This window comes from Cupriavidus sp. CPT47-8839-RL05A, assembly GCF_058792255.1.
Genome location: NZ_JBYTEG010000011.1, coordinates 127,971 through 148,770, shown reverse-complemented (window position 1 = coordinate 148,770; position 20,800 = coordinate 127,971). Strand labels below are relative to the sequence as shown.

Annotated in this window: 18 protein-coding genes; 11 read left to right on the top strand and 7 right to left on the bottom strand. The window is 65.5% G+C overall.

The genetic code is table 11. The annotated features are described in order from the left end of the window. Positions 1-312: 312 nt before the first annotated feature. From AC3WVS_RS15575 to AC3WVS_RS15530, 10 genes are all read left to right on the top strand, one after another. Positions 313-1,173, top strand: a complete 861-nt coding sequence (locus tag AC3WVS_RS15575; protein WP_492319375.1) for a helix-turn-helix transcriptional regulator — start codon at positions 313-315, stop codon at positions 1,171-1,173. Positions 1,174-1,411: 238 nt separating this feature from the next. Next, complete coding sequence (locus AC3WVS_RS15570) at positions 1,412-1,870, top strand: DNA-binding response regulator (RefSeq protein ID WP_492319374.1); 459 nt, start codon at positions 1,412-1,414, stop codon at positions 1,868-1,870. Positions 1,871-1,993: 123 nt separating this feature from the next. Continuing rightward, a complete protein-coding gene (locus tag AC3WVS_RS15565; RefSeq protein WP_010811142.1) occupies positions 1,994-2,308 on the top strand; it encodes a hypothetical protein in 315 nt (104 codons plus the stop codon). 583 nt (positions 2,309-2,891) lie between these two features. Further along, entirely contained in the window at positions 2,892-3,857 is a 966-nt protein-coding gene (locus tag AC3WVS_RS15560; protein WP_492319373.1) for a DUF1839 family protein, read from the top strand. 509 nt (positions 3,858-4,366) lie between these two features. Beyond that, a complete protein-coding gene (locus AC3WVS_RS15555) occupies positions 4,367-5,089 on the top strand; it encodes a Crp/Fnr family transcriptional regulator (protein ID WP_492319372.1) in 723 nt (240 codons plus the stop codon). Between the two features lie 76 nt (positions 5,090-5,165). After that, complete coding sequence (locus AC3WVS_RS15550) at positions 5,166-7,604, top strand: polysaccharide biosynthesis tyrosine autokinase (protein WP_492319371.1); 2,439 nt, start codon at positions 5,166-5,168, stop codon at positions 7,602-7,604. A gap of 173 nt (positions 7,605-7,777) precedes the next feature. Continuing rightward, positions 7,778-8,029: an acyl carrier protein gene (locus AC3WVS_RS15545; protein WP_010811137.1), complete on the top strand. Its 252-nt coding sequence runs from the start codon at positions 7,778-7,780 to the stop codon at positions 8,027-8,029. Next, positions 8,026-9,225: an acyl-CoA dehydrogenase family protein gene (locus tag AC3WVS_RS15540; RefSeq protein WP_492319370.1), complete on the top strand. Its 1,200-nt coding sequence runs from the start codon at positions 8,026-8,028 to the stop codon at positions 9,223-9,225. The genes AC3WVS_RS15545 and AC3WVS_RS15540 overlap by 4 nt, the downstream gene beginning before the upstream one ends. Positions 9,226-9,235: 10 nt before the next feature. Beyond that, positions 9,236-10,240, top strand: coding sequence for an amino acid--[acyl-carrier-protein] ligase (locus AC3WVS_RS15535; RefSeq protein WP_492319369.1), 1,005 nt, complete (start codon positions 9,236-9,238; stop codon positions 10,238-10,240). 176 nt (positions 10,241-10,416) lie between these two features. Next, positions 10,417-12,981 carry a beta-mannosidase gene (locus AC3WVS_RS15530; RefSeq protein ID WP_492319368.1) on the top strand — a complete coding sequence of 855 codons (2,565 nt, stop codon included), beginning with the start codon at positions 10,417-10,419 and terminating at the stop codon, positions 12,979-12,981. Here AC3WVS_RS15530 and AC3WVS_RS15525 read toward each other — a convergent pair. Further along, on the bottom strand, positions 12,969-14,015 hold the full coding sequence (locus AC3WVS_RS15525; protein WP_492319367.1) for a DUF1839 family protein: 1,047 nt from the start codon (positions 14,013-14,015) through the stop codon (positions 12,969-12,971). The two genes, AC3WVS_RS15530 and AC3WVS_RS15525, sit on opposite strands and share 13 nt — an antisense overlap. Positions 14,016-14,460: 445 nt before the next feature. On the opposite strand from AC3WVS_RS15525, the gene AC3WVS_RS15520 reads away from it, so the two are divergent. Then, entirely contained in the window at positions 14,461-15,078 is a 618-nt protein-coding gene (locus AC3WVS_RS15520) for a sugar transferase (RefSeq protein WP_492319366.1), read from the top strand. Positions 15,079-15,267: 189 nt separating this feature from the next. Here AC3WVS_RS15520 and AC3WVS_RS15515 read toward each other — a convergent pair whose 3' ends face one another. The 6 genes from AC3WVS_RS15515 to AC3WVS_RS15490 all read right to left on the bottom strand — a co-directional run bounded on the left by AC3WVS_RS15515 (position 15,268) and on the right by AC3WVS_RS15490 (position 20,582). After that, entirely contained in the window at positions 15,268-15,936 is a 669-nt protein-coding gene (locus tag AC3WVS_RS15515; protein ID WP_492319365.1) for an acetyltransferase, read from the bottom strand. Positions 15,937-16,022: 86 nt separating this feature from the next. Beyond that, a complete protein-coding gene (locus tag AC3WVS_RS15510; RefSeq protein WP_492319364.1) occupies positions 16,023-18,245 on the bottom strand; it encodes a polysaccharide biosynthesis tyrosine autokinase in 2,223 nt (740 codons plus the stop codon). A gap of 73 nt (positions 18,246-18,318) precedes the next feature. Next, positions 18,319-18,549 carry a hypothetical protein gene (locus tag AC3WVS_RS15505; RefSeq protein WP_492319451.1) on the bottom strand — a complete coding sequence of 77 codons (231 nt, stop codon included), beginning with the start codon at positions 18,547-18,549 and terminating at the stop codon, positions 18,319-18,321. A gap of 64 nt (positions 18,550-18,613) precedes the next feature. Continuing rightward, positions 18,614-19,825, bottom strand: coding sequence for a polysaccharide biosynthesis/export family protein (locus tag AC3WVS_RS15500; RefSeq protein WP_492319450.1), 1,212 nt, complete (start codon positions 19,823-19,825; stop codon positions 18,614-18,616). 92 nt (positions 19,826-19,917) lie between these two features. Beyond that, positions 19,918-20,121 carry a hypothetical protein gene (locus AC3WVS_RS15495; RefSeq protein ID WP_492319363.1) on the bottom strand — a complete coding sequence of 68 codons (204 nt, stop codon included), beginning with the start codon at positions 20,119-20,121 and terminating at the stop codon, positions 19,918-19,920. Continuing rightward, positions 20,118-20,582: a low molecular weight protein-tyrosine-phosphatase gene (locus AC3WVS_RS15490; RefSeq protein WP_492319362.1), complete on the bottom strand. Its 465-nt coding sequence runs from the start codon at positions 20,580-20,582 to the stop codon at positions 20,118-20,120. The genes AC3WVS_RS15495 and AC3WVS_RS15490 overlap by 4 nt, the downstream gene beginning before the upstream one ends. Between the last annotated feature and the right edge of the window lie 218 nt (positions 20,583-20,800).

Sequence of the window (20,800 nt, the reverse complement as noted above, 5' to 3'; positions counted from 1 at the left end):
CCGCCGCAGCGCACCATCACCTTGCATTCGACCTACGCGTTTCATATGCTGCAGGTCAGGAGTTATAAATACTTAGATCAGACTTCAGTCGCATCTAAGACTCTTTCTACATAAGCGTCTTAACACGCAAAACGGGGCGATCCGGTATCTCCACGGGAAGGACGGACCTGCAGCCTGACGGGAAGGCTGCCGGGCGGTCTGGAGCGATGGCGGATCGTATGGAAGTGCAACCGCAAGATAGCGGAGCATTTCCGACAAGCAAGCGCGGATTGTCGCAGGGTCCGTACTTGCCGCAATAATAAGAGAGCGGCCATGGCCACCATCCTCTTGATCGAGCCTCACCCCCTCCTGCGCCTGGGTCTGCGCCATCTGCTGGCCCAAGCACATATTCCTGGTGACCTGATCGATATCGATCCCCTCGCCCCAGTCGATTCAGATTTGTGGCTGTACGATGCCGACCTGCTGATCTATGGCCTGCCAGCCGATCACGCCGGCGGCTGGGCCATGCTGGAGGAACTGTGCCAGCGGCTACGCCCGCAGCGCGTGCTGGTCCTCAGCGATCAGGCGGCGCCATCGCTGCCGGATGCAGGCTTGCCTGACCCGGTGCGCGGTTGCGTGGCCAAGAGCTGCAGTGCGGATGCGCTCGATGCCGCGGTGCGCCTGGTGCTGGCCGGCGGCGAGTGCTTCCCGGCGCGTGCCCAGGGCAGCCACCACGCCTGGCAACCGGAACTCGATGCCGGCCATGCCCCGGTGGCAAGCAGCGCAGGGCAGGGCGAGGCCCGGGTCGTGGCGCTGCGCGCAGGCATCGGCGAGGCCGTGCTCGAGCATGCGGTGCCCGCGCCCCAGCGCCATTTCCAGGCGCACGCGACGTACCACGAAACCCCGTCGGCCGGCGCGCACCTGCTGAACATCACCGAGCGCCAGTATGAAGTGCTGGCGCTGCTGGCGCGGGGCTATCCCATCAAGACGGTCAGCCGCATGCTGAATATCTCGGTAGCCACCGCGAAGACGCATGCCTGCACGCTGTACCAGCGCCTGCACGTACGCAACAAGGGCGAAGCCGTCTACGTTGCCCTGCAGAAGGGTGCAACGCTCAACTGGGCCGGGCCCGCCACGCCCGTTAATCCGGTGACCCGGGTGCCGGCACCCGACCCCACCTGCCAGGCTGCGTGACGGGTGGCGGCGCGGCTTTCACGGGCCGCGCCTCATCCTTCTGGCGTGCGGCTCTCGGCCAAAAGCATGAGGCAATGGCGGCGGCGGCTTGCTACCTTGTGATGAAAGGCATCTGCAGACACTTTTTCCGGCGGCCGGCGCTGCCCTGATGCCCTGCAAGGCGGGCCGCCCACGCGGCCCGGCTCCCGACCGGGTGGCAAGCGCATCTGCGGCCCGGGCCCGCTGCCAGACCGAGTCAATGCCGACCTATCTCATCGCCAGCAATGAAATGATGTGCCGTGTCCTGGCGCGTCGCCTGAACGCACTGGACGTGCCGCAGCCGATCACGTGGCGCACGCCGCAGTGGCTGCATGAATCGGCGCGCGCATCGACGCAGGCTTCGTCTTCGGAGACGAAGCCGGACCCGGCCGATATTGCGCTGATCGATTGCAGCGCGCTGGAGGGCGACCCGCGTGCGTTGCTGGACCAGCTGCAGGCACGCCTGGCGCCACGGCGCTGGCTGGTGCTGTCCGATCGCCTCGATGCCTCGCTGATGCTGCATGCCGCGCTGCTCGGTGCCAGCGGGTGTCTCGCGCTGCCGGCACCGCTTGAACTGGTCTGCGCTGCCACCGCGCTGGTGTGGGCCGGCGGCCAGTGCTTCCCGCGCATGGCGCTGTCGCTGACGGGCGCCAGCGGGACCACCGCCTCCCTCCTTTGAGCGAGCAGGCCTACATCCACCGGATGAGTGCGCATCGCACCTGATTGCCTATGCTTGATTCGCCCGGAGGCAGAAGCCAGCCCAGTTTGCAGGCAGGCCGCCCCGGGGAAGTAAGGGGGTCATATGGAGGCCGGACTGGAATTCCTCGTCGTTCGCGGCTTTGCTGTGCGCGAAGGCAGAGGCAAGTGGGCGTGCTGCTTCGAGATCAGGCTGGCTGCCAGCCTTGACCATGGTTGCCACGCGGGTGCCAACGAGGGCAGCGATGAGCCGCTGCTCTATCGCGGTGAACTGCACGGGCGTCAGTTTGACTGCGAGCTGGCCGCCGCCGACGCGGCCCGCGCGGCCGGTGAGCGCGAAGCGCGGCTGCGTGTGGAAAGCCTGAGGGCGCTGATCATTGCTCAGCATCGGCATCGCGTGCCGCCGCCACTCGTAGCCTGAACCAGCAGGCATCCAGCGAGAATCAGGCACAGTGGCACCCGGCGGCCTCGCCGGGTGCCACTGTGCCTTTGTCGTTCCCCTCGTGATTGCGCAGCTAGTGTCCTGTTCCGTAGATGGCTTGCCAAAATTTCATGGCAAGGTATTTGCGGAACAGGACACTAGCCGGCGAGCCAAAAAAGAAGCCCGCCGACCGGGGGACCATGCGGGCTTTGAAGGCGTGCGGGCCATACTGCCCGCCCACACGTCTCCTTGACGATAACCAATCAGCTCGCGCTCCTCCATCAACCAGAAGCACCATGCGCGCAACTTTGCGGCTGAGTGCCCCTGAACCGCCTGAACCCTTTGCCGGTTTGTGCGCCGTCCAACAGACTGGCCAGAACCGCGCGCGCCAAGATCGCCATCACGGCCAATGGCAGCAAGTATCTGGCTCGGGTTCAGGGGGAGACGGAAAAATGACTGGTGTCAGCGCTCGGCCTGCCGTATCGCTCGTCAGGCACGCGCGCGGGCCCGGCATGGGCCGTCCGTACCCGCTCATGAAACGGCATGGCAGGGGCGGAGGTCACTAGTGCACGGCGACACCAGGATGCGTGGACGGGGCGGACCGGGATTGCGCGGCGGCAATCCGGTGTGGTCGCACGTCAACTGCCATATCGACCTTTGGATCGAGCTGCTGCACGGGCTGGACCTGCCGCCGGTCGCGGCACTGGCCTGCGCGGTGCGGCAGGACTTCGAGGCCGACCACTTCACGCAGTGCCGCTTTCCGGATGCCGACCTGGAGCGGCTGTATGGCCTCACCGTGCACGCCCTGACGTTCTACGACTCGCTCGAGTCGCACGTGGCGGCACAGACCTCGCGCGGCCATATCGTCGTGATGGAGCTGGACAGCAGCCAGTTGCCGCCACCCCGCGGCGCCGGCTACCTGCGCCATTGCATGCCCACCTGCATTGCCATCGATGTGTTGATCCCCGAGGCCGGCGCGGTCGGCTACTACCACTCCGACGGCTACCACACCGCGACCGGCGAGGACTACGCCGCCATCATTCGCCTGGCACCGGGCGTGCGCAGTGCCGAGGCGCTGCCCTTCATGCACGCCGACGTGGTCCGCCGCAACGGGCACCCGCACGCTGCCGAGACGCTGCTCGAGGCCTCGCTGGCATTGCTGCGCTTTCACCTGGGAAACCGTCCGCGCGAGAACCCCGTCACCCTGTTTCGGGCGGTGTTTCCCCAGCATCTCGAGCGGCTGATGGCGCGCGGCGAACCGGGCTTTCACCACTACGCGTCGGGCGTGCTGCGCCAGCTCGGCGCCAATTTCGAGCTGCTGGCGCGCTACCTGCGCTGGCTGGTGATGCATGGGCAGGAGGTGCCTGAGAAGGCGGCGCAAGCCTGCTACACCATGGCCTCGGAGGCGATGGTGATGCAGTTCCGCCTGATGCGCGCGGTCATCAGCCGCAAGCCGGACCGTTGCGAAGACTGCCTGGACCAGCTCGAAGCCTCATACCTGGCCAGCGTGCCGTTGCTGGCCGCGCATTTCGGCGAGTTCACGCCATGAGCCGGCAGACCGTGCCTGCAGCGGGCAACCCGTGGCTTGTGCGCCGCCTCTGGCGCGTGGCACAGAACCGGTTTGATCCGGCGCTGGGGGCAAGCCGGTGCATCCGCCATTTGCACGATAGCCCGGGTCTCATGCCGACAGCGGAGGGCATGCCATGCATCCAGGCTTGCGTGCCTGCCGCGGCTGATTAGCCCGGAACCACTTCCAGCCGCCATGCTGCCTCGCCTCGTGTGGCGGCGGCAGACATCGCGCCCGCCGCGGCGCATGGCGCCTTTGCCAGCGCCCGCTGCACTCTCGCCTTTCCGTCCAACCTCCCGATGGATGACCGTTTCCCAGCCGTTCGCCTACTGTCGGAGCGCGCTGCCATGACGCTAAATAGAGGCACTGGCTTGCAAAGAGCGCCGCATCTGGGTCGGTGGCGTGGCCAGCCGGTTCTCGGATAGCAGTCGTGCCGAGCCAGGCCGGCAGAGCGTTGTTCCCGGACACGGGATTGGACAGGGGGTACGAAAATGATTACGCATCGATCGGATCTGCATGTCAATCACCTGCTCAGCGCGCTGCCGCGCGGCGAGTGGGAGACGCTGGCGCAGCACTTCGAGCTGGTCCGTCTGCGCGCCGGCGAACTCCTGACTGATTCCGGCCAGCGCATCGTCCACGTCTATTTCCCGACCACCGCGGTGGTGTCGCTGCTGTCGCTGCTGGAGGACGGCGCGACGGTCGAGATCGCCGCGGTCGGCAACGAAGGGCTGGTCGGCATCCCGGTGGTCACCGGCGGCGACACCATGCCCAGCCGGGTCGAGGTGCGCAGCCCCGGAATGGCCTATCGCATTCCCGCGCGCCTGCTGCGCGGCGAGTTGCCGCGCCTGCCCACGCTGCAGCGCGTGACGCTGCTGTACGTGCAGGCCATGCTCACGCAGATCGCACAGACCGCGGCCTGCAATCGCCATCACTCCCTGAACAAGCAACTGTGCCGCTGGCTGCTGCTGGCCATCGACCGGCTCAGCTCCAACGAACTGGTGATCACCCAGCAGGTCATCGCCAACATGCTCGGCGTGCGCCGCGAAGGCGTGACCGAAGCGGCCGGCAAGCTGGAAGACCTGGGCCTGATCCACCACAGCCGCGGCCATATCACCGTGATCGACCGCTGCGGGCTGGAGAAGCATTCGTGCGAGTGCTACAAGCTGGTCAAGCGCGAGTATGACCGCCTGCTGCCCGCGCTGGCCAACGCCTGAGCGGCACGCTTCGGCGCGTGGCCTGCGAGGCGCGGCGTGCATACGCCGCGCCGATCCCATTTGAGGAGCCGTACTCGTGAGCAGACTGTCATATGCCGGTGGACCGGCTGAGAGCGCCACCCCGCGCCGTGATGCCCAGCCGGGCACCACGCAGGCGCGCGCGCTGATGGACCACCTCGGCTGGATCGCCGCGGCTGGCGTGGCCGGTGCGGCCGCAGGCTTGCTGGTGGCGCTGTCGGCGCCGCCGCAGTATCGCGCGCAGGCGCTGATGCAGGTAGAGGGGCGCGATGGCGGCATGCGCAGCGTTGCCCAGATGCAGGGCCCGGCGGCCTTCGACGCGGGCCTGCTCAAGAGCCGCGCCGTGGTCGCTCCGGTGGTGGAGCGGCTGCGGCTCGATATCACCGCGCAGCCACTGCGTGCGCCGCTGCTGGGCGCGCTGGTCCAGCGCTTTTCCACACCCGGCCAGCCGCGCGGCACCTGGCCTGCCAGCCTGGGCTATGCCTGGGGCGGCGAGCGCCTGGTAATCGCCAGCATGACCGTGCCCGAGGCGCTGGTAGACCAGCCACTCACCTTCGAGGTGCGCAGCGACGGCCGCTACCGCCTGATGCAGCAGGACACCTTGCTGCTTGAAGGGCGGGCCGGCGAGACCGCGATGGCCAACGGCATTGTGCTGCGCGTGGACAAGATCGAGGCCGCGCCCGGTACGCGCTTCCAGCTCACGCGGCACGACCTGGCCCGCACCGCCGAGTCCGTGCGCCGCGGGCTCATGGTGGAAAGCGAACGCAGCGAAACCCCGGCGAGCCTGGGCGGCGCGGCCGACCCGCTGTCCGCGCCGGGCGGCACCGTGCGCGTGAGCTGGCAATACCCGGACCGCCAGCTTGCCGCCCAACTCGTCAACGGGGTCACGCGCGCCTATATCGACGGCCAGACCGACAAGCGGCGCCAGGACGCGGCCGGCACGCTCGCGTTCCTGTCAGGCGAGCTGCCGCGCGTGCAGAGCGAACTCACGCGCGCCGAAGAGGCGCTCACGCGCTACCGTGCGCGCACGGGTTCGCTGCAGCCCAGCCGCGACGCGCAGTCGTTCCTGAGCAACAGCATGGAGTACCAACGCCAGATCGCAGCGCTCAGGCTTGAGCGCACGCGGCTGCTCCAGCGCTTCACGCCCGAGGCCAACGAGGTCCGCACCGTCGACAGCCAGATCCAGCAGATGACTCGCGAGCGCGCGGAGATCGACGCGCGCATGCAGACCCTGTCGGCCTCCGAGCGCGAATCGGTGGCGCTCACGCGTGACGTCAAGGTGGCCGAGGACATGTACATGTCCTTGCGCAGCAAGGTCGAGCAGCTGTCGCTGATGCTGTCCGACAGCTCTACCCAGATGCGCGTGGTCGATGCCGCGATCGCGCCGGTCACACCGGTCGGTCTCGGCACGTGGCCGTTCGCCTCCGCCGGCGCCTTGCTCGGCCTGTGCCTGGGCGTGGCCGCGGTCAACCTGCGCCAGCGCATGCGCCCGTCGGTAGCCAGCGCCGCCGATGCGGAACAGCGCCTGGGCATGGCCATGCTGGGCGATATCGCCTTCAGCAACGAGCAGACCGCGCTGGAACGACTGGTCGATGCCAAGCGCCGCCTGGGCATCGCCTCTGGCTTTGTGCTGCCGCCCAATGTGCGCCTGGGCTGGCCCGAGTCTGTCACCAGCGTGATCGACGCCGCCACGGCCGCCGCCCCGGAGGACGAGCGCGCGCGCGCCGAACGGCTGATGCGCCAGGGCCTGCACGACCAGTTCCTGCTGGCGCGGCGCGCCCCGCATTCGCTCGCCGTGGAAGGCCTGCGCACGCTGCGGGCGGCGCTGCATTTCGCGTTGCGCGATGCGCCCAACTGCGTGGTCGCGGTGACCAGCCCCGCCGCCGCCGCCGGCAAGACCTTCGCCGCGGTCAACCTGGCGGTGCTGTTCGCCGAAGCCGGCCAGCGCGTGCTGCTTGTCGACGCAGACCTGCGCCGCGGCCGCGTGGCGGACTGGTTCGACCTGCCTGCCGAGCCCGGGCTGGCAGAAGTGCTTGCTGGCCGCAGCGCAATCGCAGACGCGGTCAAGCCGAGCGTGGTCAACGGCCTGTTCCTGCTTAGTCGCGGCGCGGTGCCGGCCAATCCGTCCGAGCTGCTGATGCTGCCCGCGCTGGCGGAATCCCTGCGGCTGTGCGCGGGCCGCTTCGACCTGGTGCTGGTGGACACGCCGCCAGTGCTGGCGGTGGCCGATGCCACGCTGGTGGCCAACCTGGCCGGTTCCACGCTGGTGGTGGTGCGCGCCGATGTCACGGCGACGGCGCAGGTTGATGAAGCCCTCAAGCGCCTGGCGCACGCCAATGCCAGGCTGGCCGGTGGCATCCTCAACGGTGTCATGCCCCGGCGCAGCAACCGGGCGGACTTCAATACCATCAATCCTTATCTGGGGATGCCGTTGCCCCGAGCGGTAGCGAAGCCTCCCGCATTGGCCGGTCAAGCCGATCGGGTAGGGAAAGACTGACGCACGCCAAAGCACGCCAGAAACCGCACCGCCATTTGTGTGGGCGTACCCGTTTCTGCGAGCGTTTGGCGGACGTTCTGAGCACGCGCATTGGTGTGAAAACGCACTGATGCGCGTGCGACGTTCAGGCCCAATAGGTCACCAAGGCGTTGTACCTCAACCTGGAGCCCGGCATGCGAGCAGCGATACGCACCATACTTTTAGAAGTGGCCCGACTTGACGTACCAGTTGAATCGCTGGACGACCAGGCCGATCTATACGAAGCGGGACTGTCATCACTGGCAACGGTGCAAGTCATGCTCGCGATCGAGAATACCTTCGGCATCGAGATACCTGACCGCATGCTGACCCGCCAGCTGTTCCGCAGCATCAGCACACTGGCTGCGGCGACCGAGCAGATCAAACAAGAGCAGGAGGCGGCATGAGCCCGGTCCTCGCCAGCGTCGAGCAGGCCTTTCCGCGCGCAGAGACTGCTGACGCCGCACACTTGCTGGCCGGAGCGCGCCTGGCTGCGGCAGAAGCGGCCAGGCATGCAGACCAGGTCGACGCCGATGCGTGTTTTCCGCACCAGGCGTTTGCAGTCTTGCGTGAGCAGCGGTTGCTGGGCGCCATGGTGCCGCCAGCCTGTGGCGGTGATGGCGCGTCGCTGGAAACGATCGCAGCGGTCTGCCGCGTGCTGGGCGGTGCCTGTGCCTCGACGGGAATGATCTACGCCATGCACCAGATACAGGTGGCATGCCTGGTCAATCATGCGAGCACCAGCTCGTGGCACGCACAGCTATTGCAGCGCCTGGCCAGCGACCAATTGCTGCTGGCTTCGGCCACGTCCGAAGAGGCGATTGGCGGTGCCCTGCGCAGCAGCGGCTGCGCGGTTAACGCCGATGGCGGCAACCTGCACTTGCTCAAGATGGCTCCGACCATTTCCTATGGCGCCCACGCCGACGGGATCCTCGTCACGGCACGCCGCCATCCCGATGCCTCGCCATCGGACCAGGTCATGGTAAGCGTGCTCAAGCCAGACTACGTACTGGAAAGTCTCTCCACCTGGGATACCCTGGGCATGCGCGGCACCTGCAGCAATGGATTCCGGCTGGAAGCCCGCGGGCATACCGATCAGATCCTGCCCGTGTCGTTCGGCGAGATTGCCGACGTCACCATGACCCCCGTGTCGCACATCTTGTGGTCTGCCCTGTGGACCGGCATCGCCGCGGATGCGGTTCAGCGCGCCAAGGTGCTGTTCCAGGGCCAGGCGCGCGCCCGGCCTGGCACGCTTCCGCCCTCGGCTACGCGCGTGGCCGAAGCGGTTGCCATTATCCAGATGCTGGAGGGGAGGCTGGAACTGGCGTTGGCTCACCAACGCCAGCGTCATGCAAGCCAGAGTGTGTCGGCAATTTTCAACCTGGCGGCGGAAATGAACGGGCTCAAGACCAGCGTGTCGTCGCTGGCGCTCGAAGCGGTGCAAATCGCGATGCTGGTCTGCGGCATGGCGGGCTACAAGCATGGCACGCCGTTCAGCCTGGGACGCCACCTGCGGGATCTGTGGTCCGCCCCCTTGATGATCAACAACGATCGCATTCTGACCAATACCGCCAATCTGCTACTGGCGGACCGGTCTGCCTGAGGAGCCGTCCATGGACGATACCAGCAACGCTTACGTGCCAAGCGACGACTCATCCGTTGCCCCGGGTGACCATCATGCCGTGGCCACGCCGGCGCAGGATCCTGACACGGGCCGCCGGGCTTACCGGCAGGCGCTGATTGACGCCCGGGTGCTCTTCCCCACCACGGTCGACGGCATTTATGGTCGTAGCGGACTGTTCGAGAGTATTGCCGACGGCTTGAACTACGCGATCAGCAAACTGGGCGCCGACCAGGACGCGGAGGTGATGCGATTTCCTCCTGCCATGCCGCGCAAGGACTTTGAAGCGAGTGAATATCTCAAGAGCTTTCCCCAGCTGGCTGGGACGGTGCATTGCTTCTGTGGTGGCGATCGCGAGCATCACCGTCTGCTGGCGCGCCTGGAGCACGGTGAGGAATGGGCCGATCAGCAGCAGCCCACCGATGTGGTGCTGGCCCCTGCGGCGTGCTATCCCGTCTACCCGGTGCTGGCCAGCCGCGGTCTGATGCCTCGGGAGGGGCTGGTGGTTGACGTGTTGACGTATTGCTTCCGCCATGAGCCTTCGATCGACCCTGCACGCATGCAGATGTTCCGCCAGCGCGAATATGTCCGGCTCGGCACGGCCGGGCAGATCGTGGAATTCCGTCAACGATGGATGGAACGTGGTACGCAACTGGCCAGCCTGCTTGGCTTGCCGCACGAGGTTGACGTGGCGAACGATCCGTTCTTTGGCCGTGGCGGCAAGATCGTGGCCGACAGCCAGCGCGAGCTCAAGCTGAAGTTCGAGTTGCTGGTGCCGATCAATGATGGCGCGCCACCCACGGCTTGCATGAGTTTCAACTACCACATGGACCATTTCGCGCACGCGTGGCCGTTGCGTACCGCGGACGGCGCGCCGGCGCACACCGGCTGCGTGGGCTTTGGCATCGAGCGCCTGACGCTGGCACTGCTGCGTCATCACGGCTTCAAGCTGGCGAACTGGCCCCAGCGGGTGCGTGATGTGCTCGGAGGCATCTAGTACGTGCCAGCACGGCGCGACTGGACGACTTTACGTGCCGCATCCGTTCGGCCAATGAGGTGCCGTGACGGCGGATGCGGCCGGGGCCTCGCCCGGCGCGGCCGTCCCGTGCTGTCACGCGTGCTCCGCCATGCTGGCGTTCCGGTCCTGTCAGGTTTTCTCAGGGAAGGCAGTCCATGAAGGCGCAAACTAACGCGGACACGGGCACTTCGGCGTCCGCTCGGCAGGCATCGCCCGGCAGCCGTCCCGGCGTCGCCATCGGCAGTGCCGCGTTCGGCGGCGAGTGGGCTTGGGTGCAAACGCCCGCCGGCGCCGCCGATAGCCCCGCCGCACTGGATCCCGCCGCAGCCTGGTTGCCAGCACCCGTGCCCGGCACGGTGGCCAGCGCCCTGCGCGCTGCCGGGCGCTGGGACGACTCGGCGCCACCGCCACTGCACCTGCATGATTATTGGTATCGCGTCAGCTTTGCCGGCCGTGGCCGCCGCGTGCTGCGCTTTAACGGGCTCGCCACGGTGGCCGAAGCCTGGCTTAACGGAAAGCTCGTGCTGAGCGCGCAGCATATGTTCGTCGCGCATGAGGTCGAGGCCGACCTGGATGGCGACAACCTGCTGTACCTTTGCTTTCGCGCGCTCTATCCATGGTTGCGCAAGCAGCGCGGCCCCGTGCGCTGGAAGCCGCGAATGATCGTGCCGCCGACGCTGCGCACCGTCCGCACGACGCTGCTTGGCCACATGCCGGGGTGGTGCCCGCCGGTGCATGCGGTGGGTCCCTGGCGCTCGGTGGAATTGCTCGACCCGGCCAGCGACGACATCCTGCATGGGGTGCGCTCTGACCTGTGGGGACAGGTGCAGGGCGATCTCGGTGTCATCACGCTGCGCCTGCATTTTCCGGCCTCCGCGCCGGCTTCGGGATCGATCGAAGCCAGGGACGCGGAGGGTTGCGGCTATCCCGGCTCGCTGTCGCGCGTTGACGATCACACCCTGGTGGGCACGGTGCGCGTGGAACGCCCCAGGCTGTGGTGGCCGCATACGCATGGCGAACCTTGCCTCTACGGCGTCGATGCGAACATCGAGGGGCGCGCCATCGACTGCGGCCGGGTGGGCTTTCGCACGGTATCGTCGGATCGTGCTGGCGAGTCCGGGCACTTCGCACTGTGCATCAACGGCGAGCGGGTGTTTTGCCGCGGGGCCTGCATCTCAAGCCATGACCTGCCCGGCCTGGCAGACACCGATGAAGCATCCAGGCGTTGGTTGACGCTGGCGCGCCAGGGCGGCATGAACATGGTGCGAATCAGCGGCGTCACCTGCTATCCGGGCGAAGCGTTTTACCGGATCTGTGACGAACTTGGCTTGCTGGTCTGGCACGATTTCATGTTCGCCAATTTTGACTATGGCGGCATCGGGCCTGGCATTGGCCTTACCGATGACATCACGCGCGAAGTCAGCGAGTGGCTGACATCAACCCGGGCGCATCCGAGTCTCGCGGTGCTGTGTGGCGGTAGCGAGGCAGAGCAGCAGGCCGCGATGCTGGGCGCGTCGCGCAGCAACTGGAAGCAACCGCTGTTCGATGAACTGATTCCGGGCCTGGTTGCCGCCCATCGGCCGGACGTGGTGTATGTCAGCAATTCGCCGACCGGCGGCAGCTGGCCGTTCCAGCCTGACACGGGCATCAGCCACTACTACGGCGTCGGGGCCTACCAGCGACCGTTGGCCGACGCACGCCTGGCGCAAGTGCGCTTCGCTTCCGAATGCCTGGCTTTTGCCAATGTTCCCGGTGACCGCACGTTGACGGAGCACGGCTTGTCTGCGCCGCTGCACGCGCCGCGCTGGAAGGCCACGGTGCCGCGCGATGCCGGCGCTCCGTGGGACTTCGAGGATGTGCGCGAGCACTACTTGCGCGTGCTGTATGACGTGGATCCGCCGCGCCTGCGGTACGAACAGCCCCGGCGCTACCTGATGCTGTCGCGCGCCGTGGTCGCGGACGTCATGACCGAAGTCTTCAGCGAATGGCGGCGTGTCGGGTCGAGTTGCGCGGGTGGTCTGGTCTGGCAATTGCAGGATCTGATGCCTGGCGCCGGCTGGGGTATCGTCGACGCGTGTGGCCGTCCCAAATCGGCCTGGCATGCCTTGAGGCAAGTCTGGCAGCCGCTGCAGGTACTGATTACCGATGAAGGCCTCAACGGACTGCACTTGCACGTGCTCAACGAAACGCCGCAGCCACGTGCATTGCGGCTGGAGCTGGATTGCCTGCGCGATGGCGAGGCGGTCGTGGCGCAGGCTCGGCACAGCCTGTGCCTGCCGGCCCGCAGTGCGCAGCGCGTGGAGGCTGCTGCGTTGCTTGACCGCTTCGTCGACCTGACTTATGCCTACCGCTTCGGCCCGCTGACGCATGACGTCGTGGTGGCGACATTGCTTGCTGCCGACAGTGGCGAGCCACTGAGTCAGGCCGTCTATTTGCCCGACCGCCGTGCCGCGGCGCTCAAGGCGCCAGGCTTGCGGGCACAGCTTGAGCAAGCGGCAGGTGAGTGGTGGCTGACCGTGTCAACCCAGCGCTTCGCTCGCTGGGTGCACATCGAGGATCATGCCTACCATGCCGCCGAGAACTGGTTCCACCTTGCGCCGGGCAGCAGCAGGCGTGTCCGCCTCGTGCATGAGGGCAAGGTGGGGGCGCATGCTGTTCCGCCGCCTTCCGGCGAGATTTACGCTGTCAACGTGGAACATTCGCTTGGCTATGATGGTTGACTTTGGCCGATCGGATCATTGTCGACGCCACCGAAGGCAGCGATCAGTCCTTCCATGGTCCTGTCATGGCAGGTTTCCAGTGTGTCGAGGCAGTCCGTGCAGGGATCGGCGCGGCGGCGTGCCACCGCACGCGCCAGGCGGAACTGCAATACCTTGCTTTCTGTCGCGATGGTCCGTGCGGCGTTGATAGCGGCCATTGGCACCTCGCGTCCCTGCTCGCGCAGCCAGCACAGCCAGTGGTGCAGCATCTCGAAATTGGCGCCGAGCTGACGCGGGAAATTGAAGGTGTACAAGTGGAAGTAAGCCTCATCACGTGCCAGCAGCGCGTCCATATGCTTGCCGAAAACTTGTCGCCAGCGTCCCACCGGGTTGGCCGCAGGGCGCCGGGCCAGGTGGTAGTCCATCAACGCGACCGAGGCGTCGACCAGCGCGGACGACTCGAGCGATGGCCGCACGCGCTTCGCGCATTCGGCATAAGGGAACAGGATATTGCCATTGCCGCTGAGTTCAGGCAAAAGCCGCAGCAGGCCGCGATAGTCTTCATCCTGCGCGCTGTGATAGCCGAGACTGTGGTAGTACCAGAGGCGCTGGGCCTGGCTGTCGATACGGTCGATGGCCACGGTGGTCTTGACGTGCTCGCGCCGGTACGCGGTGGCGTGCGTGTCGGGCAGGTAATAGCTGTCGACCTCAAGCAGTACGGTGTGACCGCGTTCGACCTGGGCCAGGACGTGCGCCTGGAGCGTGTCGTAGACCGCCATTTCCTGCACGACGGTTCCGTACAGCGTCTCCAGATCCATCTGCGGGTACTTGAAGAAGGTGAAGTGATCCCCTTCAAAGTCCTGGGCAACCGTGAACGGAAGTCCCGCGCGCGGATCGAGCCCCCAGCCATGCAGCAGTTCCACCCAGAGGTCGATATAGCAATTGGTTTCCTGCCAGATGGCATCGGCGCCATGCAGCAGGTGGCGATGCGCGATCGCCGCGGGGCTAGCGTCGACTCCGCCGCCACCCTCGCCGCATGCTGTGGTTGCTTTCATTTCGGTTCTCCGGACCTGTCTCGCCCCAAGGCATTGCCTGCTTGCCTGCGCGTCGACGTTCACTCTAGCGGGAGGGCTCCCATCTCTCGGTGCGCTCTCCAACAGAATCGGAGGCTTGCCCCGTACGCCAGTGTATGGTGGCGAGGCGCCAGTGCAACGTGACCGGGGCCTGTAGCACAGGCCACTTGCACCGGCAATTTGCGTTCCGTGCCCGCCATCACATAGCCGCGCAACGCATGCTTGTCACCTTGACTATATTGAGCCAGTGGAGGCGTGCAGTCAGCGCTCGCGTGCGTGGCCGAAAACCAGGCCAAGGCGCAGGCGCAGGCGCGGGATGCGGCCTCTGCCTGCAATGTTCACACCTTCCCCGGGCATTCCTCCATGCGGCGACGCGGTGCCCACCTCCATCGCCTGAGGCCGGATTTCAACGGCAGGATGAACCATCATGAAGCGCATCTTTGACGTCTGCCTGGCCTCGCTGGGTCTCCTGGTGCTTGCCGTTCCGCTGCTGCTCCTGGCTTGCGCGATCCGGCTGAAGCTGGGCAAGCCGGTCTTCTTCCGGCAAGTGCGGCCAGGGCTTCACGGCGAGCCATTCGAGCTCCTCAAGTTCCGCACCATGACTGACGCCCGCGGCGAGGATGGCGAGCTGCTGTCTGATCCCGAACGGCTGACGAAATTCGGCGCATTCCTGCGCGCCACGAGCCTTGACGAGCTGCCGGAGCTCTGGAACGTCCTCAAGGGCGACATGAGCCTGGTGGGCCCGCGTCCGCTGTTGGTGGAATACCTGCCGCTCTACTCGGCCGAGCAGGCGCGCCGGCATGACGTTCGTCCTGGCATCACGGGGCTGGCGCAGATCAGCGGACGCAACGCCATCAGCTGGGAGGAGAAATTCAGGCTGGACGTATGGTACGTCGACCACGTATCGGTGTGGCTGGACGTGGTGATCCTGTGGAAGACGGTCATCAAAGTGCTGGCACGCGACGGTATCAGCGCCGCGGGAGAATTCTCCGCCCCCCGGTTCCGGGGCAGCAAGCGCAGCATGCCGGATGTCGATGTCGCCTGACATCGCGGTAACGGGGGCGACATGCCTGGAGGCGCAAGAGAGATCGGCGATTCCATGAGCAGGGCCGACGGTGCATAAGCCCTGGTGCAAATGCTGCTTGCCTGCTGGCCTACCGCAGCTTACCGGAGCTTACCGGAGCTTACCGGGACTCTTCCGAGCGTCCCTGCGTCAAGTCCCGGTAATCTTATATCACTGGTCGCGAATGCGGCGTGAGGTAATCTGGTGAGTCCCGGTAGTGATGAACTGCCGGTCTTTGGCGTTGGCCGAAACGCCGGTGTGTGAGTCCACCACGCATTCCGCACCGATTCTTATGCCGGGGTAGAGCGTCGCACGTGTGCCGAGGAAGCACCCCGGTCCGACCGCGGTGTTGCCATTGAGCACGGCGTGCGGCGAAAGCACCGAGCACGCGCCCACGCAAGCACCGTGGCCAATCCCCGAGAAGACATTGGCAACCACGCCGTCTTCCACCACCGCGCCCCGGCTGACGACGGTGAAAGGAAAGATCAGGGCCCCGATGCCCAAACGGGAGGAAGGCGAGATCAGGGCTTTGTCATGCACGTACAGCGGGACCGTGATCCCGTTCTGCAAGAGCCACGACAGTACCTCCTGACGCGCTTGCGGGGAGCCGATCGCGACCAGCACTGCCTGTCCCGGTGCGGGGCGGAACTGGCGAACTGACCCCAGATTGGGCGCATCGACCCCATCGGGAACCTTGCCTGGCGTGTCGTCAAGGAAGCCAGCCACGGTTGGCCCGCCGCGCAATGCCTCTTCGTACAGATAATCGTAGAGCTCTATCCCAAGGCCGCCGGCGCCGGCGATCACTACGGAAGAGACGGCAGGCGCATTAAGAAGTGGCATGGCTGGTTGAACGCCGAAGAAACGAAACTGAGGCCGACGGTGGCTGAAAGGCAACGGTGGCGCCCGTACCGGCCGCCACCGTTTATCTAAGCCTGCTTGGTCGGTGCATTGCCGTACTCGGCGAGATAGCGATACTTGCCGAAGTAATTGTGGGCCCGATACCAGCGTCCCTCGATCACGAGCCCGTTGAACAGCACGCCCTTGACCTCTGCGCCAGCCTGGCGGATGGTTCGCTGCGCCGCGACCAGCTCGCCGGCGGTGGTCTTCTCGGCGCGCGCCACGAGGAATACGGCGCCTGCCTTGCCGGCCAGGATGCCGGCGTCAGCGGCCGCGAGCACTGGCGGCGTATCGATCAGCACGAGGTCATAGCGCGATTTGAGTTGCGCCAGCAGAGAATCCATGCCCGGGCTCAGCAGCAGATCCGCCGTGTGCGGAGGCTTGGTGCCGGTCGAGATGAAATCCAGGCCGGGCGCCACCTGCCGCTGTATGACGTGCTCCAGCGGCGCACCCATCAGCAGCTCAGTCAGGCCGGGACCCCGCTTGGCCTCGAAGAGGCCATGCAAGCCGCCGCGGCGCAGGTCGGCATCGATGAGCACCACACGGTGCCCGGCTGCGGCAATCGCGGCGAAGTTGGCGCAGATGAAGGACTTGCCGACGCCTGGCGCGGGGCCGCTGATCACCACCGTCCGGCTGTTGTTGCCTGCAAGGGCGAACCGCAACGCGGTGCGGAAGCTGCGCAGACTCTCCATGGCGGGGTCGTCCGGCTTTTGGAGCGCCAGTAGCCCGCCTCCGGATGGTAGCAGCGACTGCTGCCTGCTGAAGGGGATGGTCGAGTAGACGGTCATGCCTGTCTGCCGCTCGATTTCATCCGCATCGGCGATGCCGCCATCGAGAGCGTGGCGCACAAAGATCACCAGAAGGCCGGCAAACAAGCCCATGGCCAATGACATTCCGGCAATCATCACCCGGTTAGGGCGCACTGGCTTGAGCGGTACATCTGCCGGGTCGACCATCCGCGCGGTGCCCACCTTGCTCGCCTTGATTAGCCTGAGCTGTTGGGCATCGTTTAGCAGCGACTGGAGCGACTCGGTGCTGACCTTGACGTCGCGCATCAGGCGCAGCACGTTCTGCTCTACATCCGGCAGCTTCTGGATGCGCCCGGATACGCCATTCAACTGAGCGTTCAGGCCGGCAATCTGATTATCGATCAGTGCAATGGCCGGGTGGTTTGCAGTAAAGCGCGCAGCCAGTTCCTGCCGCCTCTGCTGCAATTCCTGCAGCCTGGTCTGGATTTGCACCGATTGTCCCAGGATCAGCTTGGACTCTTCGCTGAGATCGATCGTGCCGCGCTGATTGCGCATCGCGTTGTAACGGGTCTCGGCCGCGTCGACCTGCTGCCTGAGCACCGGTAGCTGTTGCTCGAGAAAGGCCAGCGACTTTTCCGCTTCCGCAGCTTTGCGGCGGATGTTCTGGTCGACATAGGCGTTGCCGATCTCGTTGAGGACCGCTGCCGTCATGCTCGCCGAGATGCCTTCCAGCGACACGCCAAGCACGCCGCTTTGCTTGCCACGCTCGCCGATCATCAGCCGCTCCTGCAGCCGCGTGATGGCCGCGCTGCGAGGCAGTCGACGGAGCACGAACTGGCTGCCGGGGCGCCCATCGAGCTGGCTGACCAGCATGGTGACCGTGCCGGTGGCGGTGGTGATTGCCAACGGCGTTCCAACTGTGCCCGTAGCCTCGGCATTGTCGCTGGCGAACCGCACCCGATACTGGTTGTCACCCAGCGCTGTCAGCATGATCTTGCGCTCCTCCATCGGCGCAGGCACGTCGAGCTGGGGCACGGTGATCGACTCATGTCCCCAGGCAAAGCCGCCCCATCCAAACAGCCCCGGGCGCGACAGCTCCGGGTTGAAATTGGAGATGGCCGGACCAATCAGGGGGAAATAGCGCGGCGCGGCCTCGATATACAGGCGCAGGTTGTCGACCGCCTTGCCGACCACCATTCGTGAACGCAGGAGTTCGATCTCGGCAGAAGCGGCGGGCTTGACGTCAAACACCGGCGAGACGCCGGCCGCGAGCCTGTTGGAGGCATTGCCGCTCAATTCCTCCACCTGCACCGTCATGTCGGCGCGGTAGATCGGCTTGGCAACAAGGGCATAGACAAGGCCTACGCCGATGACCAGCCCGGCTACGGACAGGAAGGTCCGGCGATAGCGAACCAGCAAATCGAGATAGGCGGTCAGATCCACTGCTGTGCCGCAATCGTCCGCACCAGCGGGGACATTGTCCCGCGTACTGACCGTTTTCATGATGCCTCTCCTTGACCATCGGCCGGTACGACTTCCTCCAGCCGCATAGACCATGATGCGATGCCCTGCTTGATCAGTTCCAGCACGATAACGAACATGCCCGGCGAACATCCGTATGGATATGGCCTGCCACCGCCACGAGCGCTTCATCGGCAGCGCAGGCGCGATGACCGGCGAGATCGTATCCCTCGCTCGCACGCAACCTGACAGCGCTCGGGTCGGCGGGTGCACCAACTGGCGGTGCGAGCCCGGCAGAAACCACATCGCATGCGGGCAGGACACGGCTCAGCAGGCAAGCCGCCATCGGGCTGCGGCAGACGTTGCCGACGCAAATGACCAGGATTGAGCGAACCATCTCTCGCGTCCCGTTATCGCAGTGCGCTTGTGGCACTGAACACCGGCTGCGTACTCGGTATCAGCTGGTTGATCACGCGACTCCAGCGGACGACCTGGCGTGCGTCCACATACACCACGTCCTTCGGTTCCAACTCGAAACCCTCGGCGATGGCCAGCGCTGCTGGCGAATTGCCGTCCAGGTGGAATATATTGGGTTCGCCATCGGCCGCCTTGCGGATCACGTAGATCTGCTCCGCATTGGCCGAACTCGGATTGACCCCACCGGCATCGCCAAGCGCCTCGTTCAGTGTCATCCGCCCATTGCGCATCAGCAGGGAGGCCGGGCGCACCACTTCGCCGGTGACGAAGATCTTGTTGTCCTCGCGCTGTTCCACGCGGACAATATCGCCGGAGCGCAGCATGATGCGGGCCGGATCGACACCCTTGGCCAACAGCGCGGGGATGTTGACATACCAACTGCGCTCGCCGCGGGTAACACGAATGCGGCTGTTGTCACCGGTCAGGTTCAGCACACCGCCGGCGCGGTTGAGCGCTTCCACCAGCGTCATCGGCGCATCGTCGATGGCCTGCATGCCAGGCGTCTTGACCTCGCCGTCGACATAGACGCGCTGGCTGCGGAAGCCGAGCACGCGAACCGTCATCTGCGGATCCCTGACCACTCGCGACAGCACGCGCGCCATCTGGTTGCGAACATCGTTTGCCGTTCTGCCGGCCACCTTCATGACGCCGGCGTAGGGGAACTGAATATCGCCCTGCGCGCTGACCACATAGCCAGGCACGTTGGAGCCACCGGTCGACGTGGGGGGCTCAAAGGCGGCTCCGATGCTGTAGGTCTGGGTGGGAAAGACCAGTTCCGGATGGTCCCACACCACGACCGAGATGATGTCGCCAGGGCCGATCCGATAAGGCTGCGGAGTCGCGAACAGTTCCTCGACCCGCTCGTTGTCCGTACGAGCCTTACTGCGTTGAGCTTTCACCAGATCGAGGGTGATCGGTGTCACCTTGGGTACGACATCGGGCCCGATTGCACTCACTACCGCCTTGTTGTCGAAGTACATGCCCGGCGACGCGGCGCAAGCCGCGAGCAGACCTGTAGCAATAACTATCGCCAGACTGGAAAGGACATTATGGCGATCGGTAGCGAAGGTCCGGGAATGAATGCGCCAATTGACTGGTCTCACGGCGATCTCCTTGCTGATAGCAGTGGACATCGCACCGTATATGCCATGCCCCCCGACGATTGCATCGTAGGAGGGGCTGCTCCCCGATTCGGTGCGTTGTCGCACACTGAATGCGACGTCTGCGAAGCCCGCTGCTAGATGGTCGCAAGCACATCATGCCTGCGCGCGCTGCGGCTTTTTTGGCTATTACGCAGGCCGAAGTCTCCGGTGACCTTCCAGATGCCGGGGCACGGGGGATGCAAAGCTGCCGCAGCATCAAGATAGGCGGTCAGGCCAATCGGCTTGGCATAGGCACCCTGACCGTTGGACACGGCTTCGCGTGTACCGACTGTCTTCATGATGCGTCTCCATCGGTGTGTGCGGATGTTGCAGCCTCAATCTGTGCCGACCACGTCTCGATGCCTTGCTTGATCAGCCCCAGTACGATGTTGAACATACTGAGGGAGCCGCCGTACGGATCCGGCACATCCGCAGGCACAAATTCGCAAAGGCGGTATGTCTTTCCCCGGGCTTGCGGAAAGAGCAACTCCAGTTCCGTGCGCTGTTCGTTGTCCATCACCAGGACCAGCTCGGCAGCTGCCACCATGATCGCGTCGACGGCGCGCGCGCGATGGCTGGCGAGATCACAGCCCTCATCTGCCAGCAGCCTGATCGCACGCGGATCGGCATTCGCGCCAATCGGAGGCGCGAGTCCTGCCGAGGCGATCTCGCAGCCCGGCAAGGCGCGCCGGAGCAGGCACGCTGCCATCGGGCTGCGGCAAACGTTGCCGACGCAGATGACAAGGATGGACCTGATCATGCTGTCGCGCCTGTCAGACAACACTGATGGTACTGAACATGGGCTGGGTGACGGGGAGCGGCAGGTTGATCATGTGGCCCCACCGTACCATGTCAGTCACGTCTGGCACAGCGTCGGGTCCGATTGCCGCAACTTTTGTCTTCAACCCGGAATACGTGCCTGGCGACGCGGCGCGTGCGGCCAGCACCAATACAGAGCCAAGCAAGACGAAGCATGAT